At 65.7% G+C, this 18,547-nt stretch carries 17 protein-coding genes and 1 tRNA gene; 7 read left to right on the top strand and 11 right to left on the bottom strand.

Going from position 1 to position 18,547, the window contains the following annotated elements; all coding sequences use genetic code 11:
- Positions 1-13: 13 nt before the first annotated feature.
- The 6 genes from arsB to DL237_RS12315 form a co-directional block, all read right to left on the bottom strand.
- Positions 14-1,069, bottom strand: a complete 1,056-nt coding sequence (arsB, locus tag DL237_RS12340; RefSeq protein WP_119399374.1) for an ACR3 family arsenite efflux transporter — start codon at positions 1,067-1,069, stop codon at positions 14-16.
- A complete protein-coding gene (gene arsJ, locus DL237_RS12335) occupies positions 1,056-2,321 on the bottom strand; it encodes an organoarsenical effux MFS transporter ArsJ (protein WP_119399373.1) in 1,266 nt (421 codons plus the stop codon). Before arsJ ends, arsB begins: the two co-directional genes overlap by 14 nt.
- Positions 2,318-3,316 carry an ArsJ-associated glyceraldehyde-3-phosphate dehydrogenase gene (locus DL237_RS12330; protein ID WP_119399372.1) on the bottom strand — a complete coding sequence of 333 codons (999 nt, stop codon included), beginning with the start codon at positions 3,314-3,316 and terminating at the stop codon, positions 2,318-2,320. Before DL237_RS12330 ends, arsJ begins: the two co-directional genes overlap by 4 nt.
- A complete protein-coding gene (locus tag DL237_RS12325) occupies positions 3,313-4,128 on the bottom strand; it encodes an arsenate reductase/protein-tyrosine-phosphatase family protein (RefSeq protein WP_119399371.1) in 816 nt (271 codons plus the stop codon). The genes DL237_RS12330 and DL237_RS12325 overlap by 4 nt, the downstream gene beginning before the upstream one ends.
- A gap of 110 nt (positions 4,129-4,238) precedes the next feature.
- Positions 4,239-4,877, bottom strand: a complete 639-nt coding sequence (locus DL237_RS12320; protein ID WP_119399370.1) for a ChrR family anti-sigma-E factor — start codon at positions 4,875-4,877, stop codon at positions 4,239-4,241.
- Positions 4,877-5,482 carry a sigma-70 family RNA polymerase sigma factor gene (locus tag DL237_RS12315; RefSeq protein ID WP_233544980.1) on the bottom strand — a complete coding sequence of 202 codons (606 nt, stop codon included), beginning with the start codon at positions 5,480-5,482 and terminating at the stop codon, positions 4,877-4,879. Before DL237_RS12315 ends, DL237_RS12320 begins: the two co-directional genes overlap by 1 nt.
- A 293-nt stretch (positions 5,483-5,775) precedes the next feature.
- Between DL237_RS12315 and DL237_RS12310 the strand changes: the two genes are divergently transcribed.
- From DL237_RS12310 to DL237_RS12280, 7 genes are all read left to right on the top strand, one after another.
- Positions 5,776-7,062, top strand: coding sequence for an NAD(P)/FAD-dependent oxidoreductase (locus DL237_RS12310; RefSeq protein WP_119399369.1), 1,287 nt, complete (start codon positions 5,776-5,778; stop codon positions 7,060-7,062).
- Positions 7,059-7,817, top strand: a complete 759-nt coding sequence (locus DL237_RS12305; protein ID WP_119399368.1) for a DUF1365 domain-containing protein — start codon at positions 7,059-7,061, stop codon at positions 7,815-7,817. Before DL237_RS12310 ends, DL237_RS12305 begins: the two co-directional genes overlap by 4 nt.
- Positions 7,817-8,974, top strand: a complete 1,158-nt coding sequence (locus DL237_RS12300; protein WP_119399367.1) for an SAM-dependent methyltransferase — start codon at positions 7,817-7,819, stop codon at positions 8,972-8,974. Before DL237_RS12305 ends, DL237_RS12300 begins: the two co-directional genes overlap by 1 nt.
- Positions 8,967-9,575, top strand: coding sequence for a chalcone isomerase family protein (locus DL237_RS12295; protein ID WP_158585632.1), 609 nt, complete (start codon positions 8,967-8,969; stop codon positions 9,573-9,575). Before DL237_RS12300 ends, DL237_RS12295 begins: the two co-directional genes overlap by 8 nt.
- 9 nt (positions 9,576-9,584) lie before the next feature.
- Positions 9,585-11,072 (top strand): MFS transporter, encoded by a 1,488-nt coding sequence (locus tag DL237_RS12290; RefSeq protein WP_119399365.1) that lies wholly within the window; start codon positions 9,585-9,587, stop codon positions 11,070-11,072.
- Between the two features lie 80 nt (positions 11,073-11,152).
- Complete coding sequence (locus tag DL237_RS12285; protein ID WP_119399364.1) at positions 11,153-11,896, top strand: SDR family NAD(P)-dependent oxidoreductase; 744 nt, start codon at positions 11,153-11,155, stop codon at positions 11,894-11,896.
- Positions 11,897-12,108: 212 nt separating this feature from the next.
- Positions 12,109-13,311: an MFS transporter gene (locus DL237_RS12280; protein WP_119399363.1), complete on the top strand. Its 1,203-nt coding sequence runs from the start codon at positions 12,109-12,111 to the stop codon at positions 13,309-13,311.
- Between the two features lie 150 nt (positions 13,312-13,461).
- Here the strand turns inward: DL237_RS12280 and DL237_RS12275 are convergent, their stop codons facing one another.
- From DL237_RS12275 to DL237_RS12255, 5 genes are all read right to left on the bottom strand, one after another.
- Positions 13,462-14,508 carry an ABC transporter ATP-binding protein gene (locus tag DL237_RS12275; protein ID WP_119399362.1) on the bottom strand — a complete coding sequence of 349 codons (1,047 nt, stop codon included), beginning with the start codon at positions 14,506-14,508 and terminating at the stop codon, positions 13,462-13,464.
- Between the two features lie 2 nt (positions 14,509-14,510).
- Positions 14,511-15,359: a sn-glycerol-3-phosphate ABC transporter permease UgpE gene (ugpE, locus tag DL237_RS12270; RefSeq protein WP_119399361.1), complete on the bottom strand. Its 849-nt coding sequence runs from the start codon at positions 15,357-15,359 to the stop codon at positions 14,511-14,513.
- 12 nt (positions 15,360-15,371) lie between these two features.
- The gene (ugpA, locus tag DL237_RS12265; RefSeq protein WP_119399498.1) at positions 15,372-16,256 is read right to left on the bottom strand and encodes a sn-glycerol-3-phosphate ABC transporter permease UgpA; all 885 of its coding nucleotides are present in this window, start codon (positions 16,254-16,256) and stop codon (positions 15,372-15,374) included.
- 113 nt (positions 16,257-16,369) lie between these two features.
- The gene (ugpB, locus tag DL237_RS12260) at positions 16,370-17,689 is read right to left on the bottom strand and encodes a sn-glycerol-3-phosphate ABC transporter substrate-binding protein UgpB (protein WP_119399360.1); all 1,320 of its coding nucleotides are present in this window, start codon (positions 17,687-17,689) and stop codon (positions 16,370-16,372) included.
- Positions 17,690-18,390: 701 nt separating this feature from the next.
- Positions 18,391-18,467 (bottom strand) — tRNA-Met (locus DL237_RS12255).
- Positions 18,468-18,547 lie beyond the last annotated feature (80 nt).

The following is an 18,547-nucleotide window of genomic DNA, read 5'->3' as shown; positions in this document are numbered from 1 at the left end:
CGCGCAGCGCCAATCACCCCTTGCGCACAGCCTTCGGTCTGCTCGCCCGCGCCCGCTTCGGCGTGGGAAACCGTCCTTGCGTCCCGTTCGCGAACCAGACCAGCGACAGCATCACGGGCACCTCCACCAGCACCCCCACCACCGTGGCCAGCGCCGCGCCCGAATTCAGCCCGAACAGGCTGATCGCCACGGCCACCGCCAGCTCAAAGAAGTTCGACGTCCCGATCAGGGCGCAGGGTGCGGCGATCCTGTGCGGCACCTTCATCGCGAAGGCCGCGCCATAGGCCACGGCAAAGATCCCGTAACTCTGGATCAGGATCGGCACCGCGATCAGCGCGATGATCAGCGGATCATACAGGATCACGTCGCCCTGCAACCCGAACAGGATCGCCACCGTCACGATCAGCCCGCCAATCGACACCGGCTTCATCCTTGCCGTGAACGCCGCGATTTCCTTCGCGCTGCCCAGGCGTCGGCGCGTCACCACCCCGGCCAGCAGCGGTGCGGCGACAAACAGCAGCACCGACAGGATCAGCGTGCGCCAGGGCACCACGATATCCGTCACCCCCAGCAGGAACGCCACCAGCGGCGCAAAGGCCACCACCATGATCAGGTCGTTCACCGTGACCTGCACCAGCGTATAGGCCGGATCGCCCTTCGTCAGGTTCGACCAGACAAAGACCATCGCCGTGCAGGGCGCAGCCCCCAGCAGGATCAGCCCGGCGATATATTCGGGCGCCAGTTCCGCCGACACGATCGGCGCATAGATGTGGTCAAAGAACAGCACCGCCAACGCCGCCATGGAAAACGGCTTGATCAGCCAGTTCACCACCAGCGTGATCACCAGGCCCCTGGGCTGTTTCATCACGCCGCTGATCGCACCCGGATCGACCCCGATCATCATCGGATAGACCATGGCCCAGATCAGCACGGCGACCACAAGGTTCACATGCGCCACCTCGGCGCCCGCGATCAGGTCGAACAGCCCCGGCATCACGCTGCCGAGGCCGACGCCGATGGCAATCGCCAGCGCCACCCACAGGGTCAGGTATCTCTCAAACAGGCTCATGTGGGTCCGCTCTCCTCTGTCCCAGCTGCCCGGCACCATAGCGGCTCACCAACAGCAGCGCGGCAGCGGTGCCAAGGCAGGCCGGCAAACCGCCCAGCTGATAACTCAGCCCCGACAGCAGCGTGCCCAGCAACCGCCCCGCAGCATTCGCCATGTAGTAGAAACCCACATCCATTGTCACCCGCTCGCCCGAGGTAAAGGCGAGGATCAGATAGGAATGCAGCGACGAATTGACGGCAAAGATCGCCCCGAACACCAGCAGGCCGACGATGATCACGCCCGTCAGCCAAGGCGCGGGTGCGCCCGCCGCCCAGACCAGCACCGCCAGCAGCGCGGGCACGACCACCAGCGCGGCCACCCAATGGCGGGCGGCGGCGACCAGGTCGCCCTCGCTCCGGCGGCGCGCGCCCAGCAGCCTCGGCGCCCAGGCCTGCACAACGCCATACAGGATGGTCCAGACCGCCATGAAGCTGCCGATGGCAAAAAACGCCGCGCGATTGCCGGCCTCGGTTCCATCCGACAGCACGGCATAGAAATAGATCGGGATGCCGACGACGAACCAGACATCGCGCGCCCCGAACAGGAACACCCGCGCAAAGCTCAGCCAGTTGACATTGACGTCCTTGGAGAAGACCTCGGAAAACGTCGCGCCCTTGCGCCCCTTCGGCAGGCCCTCCGGCATCCATATCGCCACGGCGGCCAGGATCACCGCCAGCACCAGCGCCATGCCCAGCACCGACCCGGTAAACCCCACGCCCCCCAGCAGCAGCGCGCCCATCAGAAAGCCCGCGCCCTTCACGGCGTTTTTCGACCCCGTCAGCACCGCGACCCAGGCGAACAACCCGCCCTGACCCGCAGGCGCCAGCAGCTTGACCGCCGATTTCGACGACATCTTCGCCAGGTCCTTGGCCACGCCCGATGCGCCCTGCACGGCCATGACATAGGCGACCGATCCCCAAAGGCTCCACGCCGGGTCCAGCGCCGCCAGCGCGACCAGCGCCAGCACCTGCAGGCCAAGCCCGGCATAAAGCGTGCGTGTCAGCCCGAACCGCGCCGCGATCCAGCCCGCCGACAGGTTGGTGACGATCCCTGCCACCTCGTACAGCAGGAACAGATAGGCCAGCTGCACCGGTGAAAAGCCGAGGCCGTGGAAATGCAGCAGCACCAGCATCCGCAGCGCCCCGTCACTCAGCATGAAGGCCCAGTAGGCGGCGGTGACGGCGATATAGGCCGACAGGCCAGCCGGTCTCACAGCGCGGCGCCAACCATGCGGGCGACGTCAATCAAACGGTGCGCATAGCCCCATTCATTGTCGTACCATGCATAGATCTTCACCTGCGTACCGTTCACCACCATCGTCGAGGGCGCGTCGACGATCGAACTGCGCGGGTCATTGACATAATCCGCCGACACAAGCGGGCGCACCTCGTACCCCAGAATACCACGCAGCGGCCCCTCGGCGGCGGCCTGCAACAGCGCGTTGACCTCCTCGACACTGGTCGCCCGCGCCACCTCGAACACGCAATCGGTCAGCGAGGCATTCAGCAGCGGCACCCGCACCGCATGGCCGTTCAGCTTGCCGGTCAGTTCCGGGTAGATCAGCGTGATCGCCGTGGCGCTGCCCGTCGTCGTCGGGATCAGCGAATTCAGCGCCGAGCGTGCGCGCCGCAGATCCTTGGCGGGCCGGTCCACCATGGTCTGCGTATTGGTCACGTCATGGATCGTGGTGATCGACCCGTGGCGGATGCCCAGCCCCTCATGGATCACCTTGACCACGGGGGCGAGGCAATTGGTCGTGCAACTGGCCGCCGTGACGATGTTGTGCCGGTCCGCGTCATAATCGTGGTTGTTCACACCATAGACGATATTCGCCGTCGGCCCGTCCTTGACCGGGGCCGAAACGATGACCTTTTTCACCCCTGCGGCGAAATAGGGCGCCAGCGCGGCCTCGCTCTTGAACTTGCCGGTGCAGTCGATGACCACATCGACGCCCTCCAGCGGCAGCGCGGCCAGATCGCGGGTTCCGATGAAGGGCAGGCGGGTGCCGTCGATGGTGACGCTGGTTGCGTCCGCCGCAAATTCCGCCTGCCAGCGGCCATGCACGGTATCGAACTCCAGCAGGTGCGCATGCATCGCGGCGTCCCCCGTGGCGTCGTTGATCCAGGCGATGTCGGCACCGCTCTCCAGCAGCGGCCGCAGCGCCAGCTTGCCGATGCGGCCAAGTCCGTTCAGGGCGTAGGTGGTCATGCGGTTTCCTCGTTTTGGGCAATGGCGTCGACGCGGCGTTGCAGGGACGCGCGGTCCAGCGCGTCGAAGGGCAGGGCGACGAAACTGGCCACCCGGTTGCGCAGCCCGCCATAGGCCGCCTGAAACGCCAGCATCCGCTCGGCCTGCGTGCCCGTCACCCGCACCGGGTCAGGCTGGCCCCAATGGGCGCTGATCGGTTGGCCGGGCCAGGCCGGGCAATCCTCGTTTGCGGCCTGATCGCAGACCGTGAACACGAAATCCATCACTGGCGCGCGCTCTGCCGCGAATTCGTCGATGGATTTCGACCGCAGGTCGCCGGTGGCGTGCCCCTTGTCCGCCAGCATCTGCAAGGTCAGCGGGTTCGGCGCGTCGGCGGGATGCGTTCCGGCGGAAAACGCGCGGAACCGCCCCGCGCCCATGTCGCGCAGCAGCGCCTCGGCAAACAGGGACCGGGCGGAATTTCCAGTGCAGATGAAAAGCACGTTCAGCGGTCTGGATGAGGTCGAGGGCAGGGTCATGCAAAGCTCCGGTCGGCTGCGGCAGCAATCCGCGAACAGGTAATCCAGCATCGTCGTGGCCGACCCTATCGCGGCCCTGTAACGTATGGATGTGCCCTGCCGCTCCTTGTCGATCAGCGCGCTGTCCTTCAGGGCGGACAGGTAGACGGACAAGGTCGAATTCTTCAGCCCCGTTGCCTCGGCGATTTCACCCGCAGGCACCGCGTCGGGGAACCGCCGCATCAGCAACCGCCACACCGCCAGGCGATGCGGATGGCCAAGGGTGGCAAGCTGGGAGGGGATCATTTTTTCCATATTTCATGAAATATGGAAATTGCAGCCCGGGCGCAAATGAAGGTTTTGTAACGTGCCGCCCTGCCGACCCGCCCTTCCCCGAGGTCGGAACCTCACCGCGACCGGTGAAATCAGATCCGCAGAAAGGGCTGCGCAAGGCGCGGCAGGATCGAATTGAACCGCAGCCGTGCATCGGTGGCGGCCAGACAGATGCAAGGTTCACCCGCGTCCGCCGTCGGCGTGTGCTCCAGCGATTCGTCCGCGACCTCCACGTCGCCGACACCGAACTGGCCGGTCTCGTCGTGAAACGCGCCGGACAGCACCATCGTCAGCTCGGTACCGCGGTGGCCGTGGTCCGGCACCGCCATGCCACCGGGGATATACAGCAGACGCACCGACCCCTTGCCGTCCTCGAACAGGATCTGCTGGCGCACGCCACCACCGGCGGCCCGCCAGCGCGGCGGCTTGTGATCCAGCGCCGCGGCCACGGGACCGGGGTAGATGTCCATGCGCCGCACCTGCGGGGCAGGGGCCGCCGGCGCGTCCAGCCGGTCCATCACGCGCGACAGCAGGTCGTTCTCGATCGGCTGCTCCTGCGTCGTCGCCTCCAACAGCGCACCCGCAAGGGTTTCATGCGCCTCAAGGGCGGCGCGGCAGGCGTCGCACATCGACACATGCGCCGCGACGACCATCTCGAACGCCGGTGGCAGGGTGCCGGACACGTAGCCGGCAATCATCTGTTCGGGGATATGATGTGCAATCGCGCTCATCAGCTTCGCAAGTCCTTCAATTCATGTCTCAGGCGGTCCAGTCCCAGGCGGATGCGCGACTTGATCGTGCCCATCGGCAGGCCGGTTTCGGTCTGGATTTCGCGGTGCGTCAGATCCCCGATATAGGCCCGCACGATCAGGTCGCGCTGTTCGGGGCTGAGGCGGCTCAGCGCGTCTTTCAACTGGCCGGCCTCTTCCTGAAAGGCGACCAAGTGACCGGGATCCGCCTCGGGGGGTGTTTCCGTCTCGACCGGTTCGGGCAGGGGGCGCTGTGCCTTGCGGGCGATGTCGATCTGCCGGTTGCGCGCAATCTTGTAGATCCAGCCCGACACCTGCGACCGCGCCGGATCGAACTGCGCCGCCTTGTGCCACACGGCCAGCATCACGTCCTGCACCACGTCTTCGGCGGCGGCGGCAGGCATCCCGGATCGCATCAGCATTCCCTTGATCCGGGGCGCGTAGAACCCGAACAGCCGGGCAAAACTGTCACGGTCACGCTGGTCGCGCACCGCCAGCATCCACGCGATCTGCTGGCTCCGGTCGGTCGTCTGCCCGTCGGTGTTCTGTCCCTCGGTCGTATGACTGTCATTCTGAACGTCGGCCAATTTTGCTCTGCCTTTCCGCGCAGCGGCACGCACCACCCGCAAACGGGGGCGCATCGGAACAAGTGTCGCAGGCATTGGGTCAGGGTTCAACATAAGCCAGTTACGCAACCCCGCCGGAACCGGATCACAAATATTTTTTTGTGACCCGAGTGAACTGTTTCGCGCGCCCCGCCGTACCTTTTATCGAAACGTCAAGCGACTGGCCCCCTCGGGAGGCTGGTTTCACGGGGCGGTCCCTGCGGGCCGCGTCTGACCGGCGACACAAGGCCGGGCACGTCACACAGGGAGCGACCATGTCATTCGACGCGCTATCGATGCGACCACAGCGCATCGCCATCATCGGCGGTGGCATTTCGGGTCTGGCGGCGGCCTACCTGCTGTCGCCCCACCATCGGGTCACGCTGTACGAATCCGATACACGTCTGGGCGGGCACGCCCGCACCGTCATGGCGGGGCGCAACGGCGATCAGCCGGTCGACACCGGGTTCATCGTCTTCAACTATTCAAATTACCCGCATCTGACCTCGATGTTCCGGGATCTCGACGTGCCGGTCGAGAAGAGCGACATGAGCTTTGGCGCGACCATCAACAACGGCCAGGTCGAATACGGTCTGCGCGACATTGCCGCTGTCTTTGGCCAGCGGCGAAACCTGCTGCGCCCCGGTTTTGCCCGCATGGTCCGTGACATCCTGCGCTTTAACGCGCGCGCCGAGGCGACGGCGTTCGACGACACGATGACCGTGGGCGACCTGATGGCCGAACTGAACCTCGGCACATGGTTTCGCGACTATTACCTCAAGCCGATCTGCGGCGCGATCTGGTCGACTCCGCCCGACGGCATCACCGCCTTTCCCGCCCGCTCCCTCGTTCAGTTCTTTCGCAATCACGCGCTGCTCTCGGCGCGCGGCCAGCACCAGTGGTGGACGGTCAGTGGCGGGTCGATCGAATACGTGCGCCGGCTGGAGGCCGCGTTGCGGGCCAATGGTACCGAGATTCGCACGGGCGCGCCGATCCAGGCCGTCACCCGCGACGGCCTGCGCCCCCAGGTGCACGTCGCCGGGGCAGAGCCTGAGGCGTTCGATCAGGTCATCATGGCCTGTCATTCCGATCAGGCCCTGCGCCTGCTGGCGCAGCCGACGGCGGCGGAACATGCCGCCCTGTCCGCCGTCGGCTATCAGGACAACCACATGATCCTGCATCGCGACGAAACGCAGATGCCGCGCCGAAGGGCCTGCTGGTCCTCATGGGTCTACAAGGCCGATACCACGGCACAGCAGAGCCAGATCGGCGTCACCTACTGGATGAACCGCCTGCAAAACATAGATGAGGGCGATCCGCTGTTCGTCTCGCTCAACCCCTGCCAGACGATCCGCGATGACCTGATCTACGATCAGAAAACCTTTCGCCACCCGGTCTTCGACGGCCCCGCGCTGAAGGCGCAAAAGCAAATTCAGGCGATGCAGGGGCAGAACGGCACCTGGTTTGCCGGGGCCTGGCTGCGGCATGGCTTTCACGAAGACGGTTTTGCCAGCGCCGTCCGCGTCGCTCGCCAGCTCGATCCGCAACTGGCCATGACATGACCACCTCTGCCCAGCTGATCCCTGGCCATACGGTCCATGCGCGGCGCGGCGCCATTGCCCACAGCTTTCGGTACTCGGTCGATTACGTGCTGATCGACCCCGACAGCCCGGACACCCCGCTGCTGTTCTCGCGCAACGGCTTCAACCTCGCATCGGTGCAGGACCGCAACCATGGCGGGCCGCGCGGGCAGGGGCGCGGCGTCGCCTGGGTGCGCGATGTCCTGGCCGAACGTGGCCTTGCCGCCGTCCGCATCAGCCGGATCCTGCTGCTGACCCAGCCGGGCTTTTTCGGCGCGCTGTTCAACCCGGTGTCCTTCTGGCTGGTGTATGAGGGCGCGGCGCTGGTCGCCGTCATAGCCGAGGTCAACAATACCTTCGGCGACCGTCACAACTATGTCTGCGCGCATCCCGGTTTCCTGCCGATCTCGGGCCAGGATCACCTCGGCGCGCGCAAGGTGATGCACGTCTCTCCGTTCCAGGATGTCGCGGGCGACTACGACTTCCGCTTCGACATCCGCGACGACCGTGTCGCCATCTTCATCAACCATGGCAACGGGCCAGAGGGGCTGTATGCCACCCTGACCGGCCCGCGCCGCCCCCTGACCAGCGCGGGCCTGCTGCGCTCGGCCCTGCTGCGCCGCCCGTTCGGGGCGCTGCGCACCGTGGCGCTGATCTACTGGCAGGCCATACGCCTGAAACTGAAACGTGCCCCCTATCGCACCCGACCGGCCCCCCCAGCCGAGGAGATTTCGTGATGCCGATCCTGACCAACCGCCTGAAATCCGAATTCCTCAAAAGCTGCGAGGTGATCGAGACCGGTCGCCTGACCCTGCGCACCCCCGAAGGCGAGGTGCACCATTTCGGGTCTAGCGGTGTCGAGGCCGAAATGCAGATCAACGACTGGTCCGCGATTTCCGCCGCCCTGGCCCGCGGTGACGTCGGCCTGGGCGAAGCCTACATCGACGGCCTCTGGGACACTCCCTCGATCGAGGCGCTGACCGTGCTGGCGCTGAAGAACCTCGACCAGTTCCGCCGCTATGCCTACGCCAGCCCATGGCAAAGTCTCAAGTTCCGCACCATCGACCGCCTGCTTCGGGCCAATTCGCGCAGCGGATCGTCGCGCAACATCCGCGCCCACTACGATGTGGGCAACGAATTCTTCCAGCTCTGGCTCGACCCGTCGATGACCTATTCCTCGGCCCTGTTCAGCCCCGGCGACATGGACCTCGGGCGCGGCCAGATGCGAAAATACGACCGCATTCTCGACCGCGTGGGCGACGGCGAACGCCTGCTTGAAATCGGTTGCGGCTGGGGGGGCTTTGCCGAACGGGCCGCGCGTCAGGGGCGCTACGTCACCGGGCTGACGATCTCGCCCGCGCAAAAAGGCTATGCCGATGCCCGCCTGGATGGTCAGGCCGACATCCAGCTGCGCGATTACCGCGACAGCGCGGGCAAATACGATGGCATCGTCTCGATCGAGATGATCGAGGCCGTGGGAGAGCGCTATTGGCCGACCTTCTTTGCGACGATGAAGGCGCGCCTGTCTGACAGTGGCCGGGCGGTGGTGCAGGCGATCACCGTGCCCGACCGCTATTTCCCGACCTATCGCAGCAGCTCCGATTTTATCCGTCAGCATTCCTTTCCGGGCGGCATGTTGCTGTCTGATGGGCAGATCCGCCGGGCCGCCGAGGGGGCGGGCCTGCGCGTGACGGACACCTTTGCCTTCGGCCACGACTACGCCCGCACCTGCCGCACGTGGCTGGCCCGCATGGATGCCGAGGCAGGCCGCATCGAACGTCTGGGCTATGGCCCTGCGTTCCTGCGCAGCTGGCGCTACTACCTCGAGATCTGTGCCGCCTCCTTTGCCGTGGGCCAGACCGACGTCGTCCAGGTCGAGCTGCGCCATGCGTAGCCCCGGTGCCACTGGGCGGCGCACCCCGGTCGCGGCCGGGCTGGCCGCCGCGCGGCCCGGGCGGGTGTTCCCCGCTACGGTTCTTTTCGTTGCCCTCTGCCTGGCGGTCATCGCCGGCAACACCCAGGCACAGGCCCAAACCCAACCTTTGCCTGCCGAGGCCGGCAGCACCGTTGCCGCCCCCAGGTTGCTCGGGCAGGCCCGGTTCACGTGGTTGGGCATCCACATCTACGATGCAGCCTTGTGGAGCAGTGCCGCACGCTTCGACTGGGCCGCCCCGATGGCGCTGCAACTGACCTATGCCATGGGCATCGACGGCGACGACCTGCTCGACACCTCGATGGATGAAATCGCCCGTGTCGAAGGGCCCAGTGCCGACCTGCCACAACTGAAACAACAGCTTGCGCGGTGCATGGGAACCGTCGACAGCGGCGATCGCTATGTCGCCGCGTCGGATGGCGACGACCACCTGCGCATGTGGCTGAACGGACGGCAGACCTGTGATGTGTCGCATCCGGGTATCAAGCGGCGCTTTCTGGGCATATGGCTGGGCGACGACACCCGCAGCCCGCGCCTGTCGCGCCGGTTGCGCGGCGGCTAGGCCCGCGCCGTGACGCCCCCGCTGCGCCGCTGGCGCATCCTGCCCTTTGCCGCGATGCTCTCGGTGGCCGGGCTGCCACTCTATATCCACCTGCCCCGCTTTGCCGGGGCCGAGCTTGGCCTCAGCCTGTCCACCGTCGGCTTCATCCTGATCGCGATCCGGGTGCTGGACGTTGTCGAAGATCCCGCGCTGGGCTGGATGGTCGACCGCTGGCCAAGGGCGCGCCCGGTCTTTGCCGGGCTGGCCTGTGCGGCGCTTGGCGGGGGATTTCTGCTGCTGTTTTCCGTGCCGCCGCCAATTGATCCCGTGGTGTGGGTGACGGGCCTTCTGGTGGGTATCTTTACCGCCTACAGCCTCGCCACCATCCTGCTCTATGGCCAGACCGAAGCGATTGCCCGCCAGACCGTGCCCCTTACTGCGCCCCGTTCTGCGCCCCTTACTGCGCCCAGTGCTGCGTCCCGTACCACGCCCCCGGCTGGCCCGGACGCTGGAGTCGCCATGGGGCCGGAAAATGCGCCCGCATCGACTGTGCGCGTCCCACAGCCCAAGGCACCGCAGACTGCGCCGGTTTCCGTGCAACGCCCCACGCCCGCCTCTGCCTCGATCCCTGCCTCCATCTCCGCCGACGTGGACGAGGCACCCGATACCGTGGCGCCCGGCGGCGGGGCAGGCCATCTGGGGGTGGCGGCCTGGCGCGAAACCGGGCTGGTGATCGGCGTGCTGCTGGCCGCCGCCGCGCCCGGCCTGCTGGCGGCGATTGCGGGTGAGGATCTGACCTACCCGCTGTTCGGCGCGGTGATTGCAGTCCTCGCTCTGGCCGGGGGCTGGTGCGCCCGTCCCCTGTGGCGGATCAGCGCCCCCGCCGCCGCGCCGCTGACCGTCAGGGCCCTGATCGCATCGGGCGGCGGTGCGCTGCTGGTGCTGGCCTGCGTGAATGCCCTGCCCGCCGCGCTGACATCGACCCTGTTCCTGTTCTTCGTCGAAGACCGCCTCGGGCTGCCCGATCTCGCCGGGCCGTTCCTGATCCTGTTCTTTCTGTCCGCCGGGCTGGCGGCACCGCTCTGGGCGCGGGCGGCGGCGCGCTTTGGCAACCGGCCTGTGCTGGTCTGCGGCATGGCGATGACGATCCTCGCCTTTTCCGGCGCGGCGCTGCTGCCCTCCGGGGCGGCGCTGGCCTTTTCGGTCATATGTGTCGCGTCCGGTGCGGCCCTCGGCGCCGATCTGGTGATCCTGCCGGTCCTCTTTTCGACGGCGCTGGCGCGGGCCGGGTTGTCCGGCGGGCAGGCGTTCGGGCTGTGGTCGATGGCGACCAAGCTGTCGCTCGCTCTGGCCGCCGTCGGCACATTGCCGCTGCTTCAGGCCTACGGATACGTGCCGGGCGGCGAAAACTCGCCAAATGCGCTGCAAATTTTAAATTTTTCCTACGCAGTTTTACCCTGCGTCGTGAAACTTATCGCCTTGGCTCTCGTTTTTCTTAGACGCATACCTGTGTCCTGATCTGGCCAGTGACCTGATCTGGCCGCGTCCCGTCACGTTTACATCGCTCCTGTTCGAGCCCCGTTCCAAAGGAAATCCCCATGGCTCCGCGCAACCTGCAAGGCAAGACCTACTGGATCATCGGTGCCAGCGAAGGACTGGGGCGCACCATCGCCCGTGAAATGTCGCGCCTCGGTGCGCAGGTCATCCTGTCGGCCCGCAGCGAAGACCGGCTGCGCGACCTTGCCGCCGACATCAAGGGCGCTCAGGTACTGCCACTGGATGTCACCGATCTCGACTCGGTCAAGGCCGCCGTCGCCGTCGGGGGGCAGGCCGACGGGCTGATCTATTGCGTCGGCCAATACGACCCGATGACCGCACAAGAGTGGAACGCCGACAAGGCCGAACAGATCTGCGAGGCGAACTTCATGGGCGCCATGCGGGTTCTGGGGCGCACGGTGCCCGACTGGGCGGCGCGGGATTACGGGCATATCGTGCTGATCGGTTCGCTGGCGGCCTTCAAGGGCCTGCCCGGCGCGATTGGCTATGGCGCCAGCAAGGCCGCGCTGCGCCACCTCGCCGAAGACATGTTTATCGACCTTCAGGGCACGGGTGTATCGGTGCAGGTGGCCAACCCCGGTTTCATCCGCACGCGCCTGACCTCCAAGAACGAATTTTCCATGCCGCAGCTGATGGACCCGCAGCAGGCAGCCTATCACGTCATGGGCCTGATCCGAAACCCGGAGTCGCGCCAGATCAGCTTTCCGCGGCCCTTTGCATGGGTCTTTACCGTGCTGGGCCGGCTTCTGCCCTTCCGCCTCTATGCCCGCATCGTGTCGGGCTGACACGCGGCACCTCCCCTGCGACCGAACAGGCCCGTGCCCCCGGCGCGGGCCTTTTTCATGGCCGCAGGGCATACCGCGAAAATCGCCATTGAGGTCCGCTGACCGCCCGGTCTAGGAAGGGTAACGGACCCGGCAGATACGGGTGATGCACAAGGGCACGCCGATGCAAATCCCCCCGACCTTTCCCGCCACGTCGATCGCCGCGCCCCTGCATGGCTGAGATCGACACCCCCGCGTATACCCCCGGCCGCCCGCCCCTCCGCACACCCTTCCGCACCCCCCGGCGCGCCACGTCTGCCGCCTTCGCCCTGAACGGCCTGCTGCTGGGCGGCTGGGCCTCGCGCGTGCCCGCCGTCGTCGAAAAACATGGGCTGAGCGAATCCGGCTTCGGTCTGTTGCTGCTGGTCATGGGGGTCGGGGCGCTGGTTTCCTTTCCGCTGGCCGGGCGGCTCGCCGATGGGTTCGGCGCCGTGCGCCTGACCCGCTGGATCATCGCGTTCTACCTGTCCACGCTGATCCTGATCGGCCTGGCCCCCGGTGCGGCATGGCTGGGCGTGGCGCTGTTCCTGTTCGGCATGTGTCATGGCGCGATGGACGTGGCGATGAACAGCTGGGCCAGCGAGGTGGAAAAACACCTGCGCCGCTCCATCATGTCCTCGTTTCACGCGATGTGGAGCCTTGGCGCGGGCCTGGGGGCCGCCAGCGGTTTTGCGGCGACCAGTTTTGACCTGTCCATCGCTGGGCATTTTGCCATCCTCGCGCTGCTGGCGGCGCTGCTGCTGGCACCGATGACCCTGTGCAAATGGACATCCGCCACCCGCGCGCACGACCGCAATTCCCCGGTCTTTGCCCTGCCGCGCGGCCCGCTGGTGCTGGTCGGGGTGATCGCCCTGTCCGCCGGTCTGGGCGAAGGCGCCCTGGCGGATTGGAGCGCGATCTTCCTGCGCGACGTCGCCGGTTCGGGCGAGGCGCAGGCGACCCTGGGATACGCGGCCTTCTCGGTCACCATGGTTGCCATGCGCCTCGGCGTCGACCCTCTGATCACCCGTCTCGGCCCGACGGTGGTGGCCCGCTGTGGTGGTCTTGCCGCCGCGCTCGGCATTGCCATCGCCACGGGCGTTGCCACGCTGCCCGCCGCGCTGCTGGGGTTCGTTCTGATGGGGGTCGGCTATGCCGCACTCGTGCCACTGGCCTTCAGCCGTGCCGCCGCCGATCCGATCGTGCCACCGGGGCAGGGCATCGCCTCGGTCGCGACGCTGGGCTATGGCGCGATGCTGCTGGGGCCGCCGGTGATCGGCTTCGTGGCCGAGGTCAGCTCGCTGCGCATCGCCTTCATGCTGCTGGGCGGCTTTGCCCTGTTGATCGCGCTGATTGCGCCCGTGCTGCAACGCGATGTGACCCGTACCGCAACCTGATCCGCGCCGCAAACTGACCCTCCATCAGATCGGCTCTCCATCATCTTGGCCCCCGATCAGATTGGCCCCCGATCAGATTGTCCCGCCTGGCGGCGTTTTTCCAATGTGCGCCGCCGCGCCGGGGTCCCCCCGCACGGCGGCGCGCCCGCATCAGGTCAACCGCATCCCATCGGCCCCGAACAGGTGCAGCGCTTCGGGGTCGGCCATCAGCGCCATTTCCTCGCTCAGACCCTGACCTGACGGGAAGGCCGCGATCAGCCGCGCGCCCGCGCAGTCGAAATGCCCCAGCCGCTGCGATCCCAGTTCCTCGACATAGGACAGGCGCACCGGCAGGGCGCCCTGCGTGCCCCCGGGAACCGCGCGCAGATCCTCGGCGCGCACACCCACCCGGACGGGCCCGCAATGGGCATCGGGCAGGCGCATCGTCGCCGTGCCGATGGCCAGGCGGCCATGTTCCATCACGCCGTCCAGCAGGTTCATCGCGGGCGAACCGATGAATTCCGCGACAAAGGTCGAGGCCGGGCGCTGGTACACCTCCAGCGGCGTGCCGATCTGTTCCACCTTGCCCGCGCGCAGCACCACCAGCCGGTCCGCCAGCGTCATCGCCTCAAGCTGGTCGTGGGTGACATAGACCGACGTGGTGCCAAGCCGCTTTTGCAGGTTGCGGATTTCGCCGCGCATGGTGACGCGCAGCTTGGCATCCAGGTTTGACAGCGGTTCGTCGAACAGGAACACCGAAGGTTCGCGCACGATGGCGCGCCCCATCGCGACCCGCTGCCGCTGGCCCCCCGACAGGGCGCGCGGCTTGCGCTCAAGAAAATCCCCGATCTCGAGGATGCGCGCGGCCTCCTCGACGCGGCGGGTGATCTCGGCGCGGGCCATGCGGCGGTTGCGCAGACCATAGGACAGGTTCTCGCGCACCGACATATGCGGATAAAGCGCGTAGTTCTGGAACACCATCGCGATGTCGCGATCCGCCGGTTCCAGCCTGTTCACCTCGCGGGGGCCGATGCGGATGCTGCCGTGGGTCACGGTTTCCAGACCCGCGATCATCCGCAGCAGGGTGGATTTGCCGCAACCCGACGGGCCGACCAGCACCAGGAACTCGCCGTCGGCCACGTCGATGTTGATGCCGCTGACGGCGCTTGCGCCGCTGTCATAGGTCTTGCCCAGGCTCTCTAGCGTCAGGGTGGCCATGGTTATTTCTCCGTCTCGATCAGGCCCTTCACGAAAAGCCTTTGCATGAACACCACGACGGCGACGGGCGGCAGCATTGCCAGCATCGCGACCGCCATGATGTAATTCCATTGGGGGGTGCCGTCGGCCACGTCGGTCATCCGCTTGATGCCTGCCACGATGGTCGTATAGCTGGGGTCGGTGGTGACCAGCAGCGGCCACAGGTACTGGTTCCAGCCATAGATGAACAAGATCACGAACAGCGCCGCGATATTGGTCCGGCTCAGCGGCAGCAGGATGTCGCGAAAGAACTTCATCGGCCCCGCGCCATCGATCCGCGCCGCCTCCACCAGCTCGTCCGGCATCGTCAGGAACACCTGCCGGAACAGGAACGTCGCCGTGGCCGAGGCGATCAGCGGGATCGACAGACCGGCATAGCTGTTCAGCATCCCGAGGTCGGCAATCACCTTGTAGGTCGGCAGGATCCGCACCTCGACCGGCAGCATCAGCGTGATGAAGATCATCCAGAACGCCAGCCCCCGGAACGGAAACCGGAAATACACGATGGCAAAGGCCGAGGTGATCGAGATGACGATCTTGCCGACGGCGATCATCATCGCCATGATCATCGAATTGCCCAGCATCAGCCAGATCGGCTGCGACATCTGCGACGACAGGCCCCCGCGCAGCACCGCCGAATAGGTCTCGACCATGTTGCGCCCCGGCAGCATCGGGATGACGCCCGACAGGAAGACCCCGCTCTCGTGCGTCGATGCGACAAGGGCGATATAGACCGGCAGCGCCACCACCAGCACCCCCAGGATCAGCACCGCGTGGGCCAGCACGTTCAGCCAGCGTTGGTTTTCAACCATGTCCCTCGCTCCTCAGTAATTCACGCGCCGCTCGACAAAGCGGAACTGGATGACGGTCAGGACGATGACGATGCCCATCAGCACCACCGATTGCGCCGCAGAAGATCCGAGGTTCAGACCCACGAACCCATCCTGGTAGACCTTGTAGACAAGGATGTTGGTCGATTGCGCCGGCCCGCCCTCGGTGATCGCGTCGATCACGCCGAAGGTGTCGAACATCGTGTAGACGATGGTCACGACCAGCAGGAAGAACGTCGTCGGGGACAGCAGCGGCAGGGTGATCGTCCAGAACCGCCGCACCGGGCCCGCACCGTCGATCGCGGCCGCTTCGCGCAGGCTGGCCGGGATCGCCTGCAAGCCTGCGACAAAGAACAGGAAGTTATAGCTGATCTGCTTCCAGGCGGCGGAAATCACCACCAGCGTCATCGCGTCGCCCCGGTCCAGCGCATGGTTCCAGCCATAGCCCACCCCCTTCAGCAGATAGGGCAGGATGCCGATGGTCGGGTTGAACATGAACCACCACAGCACGCCCGCAACCGCCGGCGCCACGGCATAGGGCCAGATCAGCAGCGTCGAATAGATCCGCGCACTGCGCAGCGTCCGGTCGACGGCCAGCGCCAGCACCAGCGCCACGCCCATCGACAGCGCGGCGGTCGACAGGGCGAACACCACCGTCACCTTCAGCGCGTTCAGATAGCTCGGGTCGGCAAACAGCCGGGAATAATTCTCCAGCGCGACAAAGGTCGTCTTGATGCCAAAGGCGTCCTCGCGCAGGAAACTCTGCCAGATCGCCTGCCCGGCGGGCCAGAGAAAGAAGATCGCCGTGATGATCAGCTGCGGGGCCAGCAGCAGGTAGGGCAACCCCTTCGCCCCGAATATCGCGCGTTTGTTCTGCATGTCCTGGTTCACTTGCTGTGCCGCTTGCCGAAAACGGCCCTGAAACGGCCCGAAAACGGCAATGACCCGCGCCGTCACTGGCGCGGGTCGGGTTTGCTCAGGGTCGGACCTGATCAGTTGTTGGCGGCCTCGAACTGGCGCAGCAGGTCGTTGCCGCGTGCGTCCACCTGGTCCAGCGCGGTCTGCGCATCGACGTCACCGGCCAGCAGGGCCTGGAATTCCTCGTCGATGATGCCGCGGATCTGCACGTAGTTGCCAAACCGCAGACCCTTGGAATTCGCCGTCGGCGCATTCAGCGTGATCTGCTTGATCGCCACGTCGGATCCGGGGTTGGCCTCGTAGTAGCCCTGTTCCTTGCCCAGGTCATAGGCGGCGCTGGTGATCGGCAGATAGCCCGAGAACTGGTGCCAGTCCGCCTGAACCTCCGGGCTGGACAGGTAGCTGAAGAAGTTCGCCGCCGCCTTGTACTCGTCGCTCTCATGGCCCTGCAGGACCCACAGGGTCGCGCCACCGATGATCGAGTTCTGCGGCGCGCCCTCGACGTCGCCGTAATAGGGCAACATGCCAAAGCCGACGTCGAAGTCTTTCGCGTTGGCCATCACACCCGCGCGGCTGGCAGAGGAGTTCATGTACATGGCGCATTCCTGCGCATAGAATTTCGGTGCCGCGTCATCGCCGCCACCCGGTCCACCGTATTGGAAGACACCGCTTTCCTGCCACTTGGCCAGGTTTTCCCAATGCTTGACCTGCACGGGGCCGTTCACCGTCAGCTCGGCGTCCAGACCGCCAAAGCCGTTTTCCTTGGTGCCGATCGGCTGGTTGTGCCAGGCCGACAGGTTTTCCAGCTGCACCCAGCTGATCCAGCCGGTGGTAAAGCCGCAGTTCGCCGCGCCGCTGTCCATGATCTTGGCCGAATAGGCCTCGACGTCTTCCCATGTCTCGGGGGCGGTGTTCGGGTCCAGGCCGGCTTTCTCGAACACGTCCTTGTTGTAATACAGGATCGGGGTCGAGGAGTTGAAGGGCATCGACAGCATGTTGCCGTTGGTGTCGGTGTAATAGCCGACGACAGCAGGCAGGAACGCCTTGGGGTCGAACGCCTGATCGGTGTCCTTCATCATCTGGTAGACGGGATAAACCGCGCCCTCGGCCGCCATCATGGTGCCGGTGCCAACCTCAAAGACCTGAACGATGGTCGGCTGCTCTTTCGCGCGAAAGGCGGCAATGGCGGATGTCATGGTCTCGGCGTAGCTGCCCTTGTAGGTCGGAACGACCTTATAGTCGGACTGGCTGTCGTTATAGGCGGCGACAATCTCTTCCAGCTTCTGGCCCAGCTCGCCACCCATGGCGTGCCACCACTGGATTTCGGTCTGTGCCTGCGCTGCGGTCATCGACGCGACAAGCGCCAGTGCGGAAATGGAAAACGTGCGGATCATAGGATGCCCCATTGGTTCTGATGGGGGGCTTGTGCTGGCCGAATGTGACAGCGGTGTTGCAGTTTTCTGAAGCTTTCTGACAGCGCCCCGGAACGCGTGAAAATTCACCTGCCCGTCATGCAGGTGTCACCGCCCTGTCATGTTTGAGCTGTCACATTTTGGCCGATCGCCTTTGGCCGATTTGACTTCTACCGGCACGCCTGTGCGCTGTCACCCTGGCGGCACGCCTCTGCCGGATGAGAGATATGCGGCCTCCGGTCAGATATCCGCGCCCCTGACCCCGCCGCCGACCCGACCCCGACCCCGACCCTGACCCCGCCCCTGCGACGCGCCTTTCCCTGATACCCGTCGTCGCACGCGACGGCTAGGTGTTAACGCCAACCGGCGCACGCTGTCTTAACCGGGGGATTTCATGCGTCCGGGCACCGTTCAGATACCGCTCAGACACCGTTCGGATACCGACGTTCCGATTTGCAGGTTTTCAGTTGTAAACGATGAGTCGCCTGCGTCTCTGCCACCGCGATACCGACGCCGCAAAATCCCGCGTTTCCCCGATTAACGTTTTGCGCCCCGTCCTGGCTGAATCGCGCCCCGCCGCCCCGCGGTTCCCGGCACTGCCTTCGGCCACAGGAACACCAGCATCCAGGCGCAGGACGCAAGCCTGCACAATGATTTCAGGGACTTGAGTGAAAAGGAGGATTTGGTAGCGGAGGAGGGACTTGAACCCCCGACACGCGGATTATGATTCCGCTGCTCTAACCAACTGAGCTACTCCGCCAAACCGTGGCGCTACCTAGGGCAGAGAATTTGCGAGGTCAAGGCAAAATCTGGAACGGCTTCGCAAATAGCCGCGATGGC

Source organism: Pseudooceanicola sediminis (assembly GCF_003575965.1).
In the GTDB taxonomy this organism is placed as follows: domain Bacteria; phylum Pseudomonadota; class Alphaproteobacteria; order Rhodobacterales; family Rhodobacteraceae; genus Pseudooceanicola; species Pseudooceanicola sediminis.
Note: the sequence above shows the minus strand (reverse complement) of the source record. Positions and strands in the feature narration are given on the sequence as shown.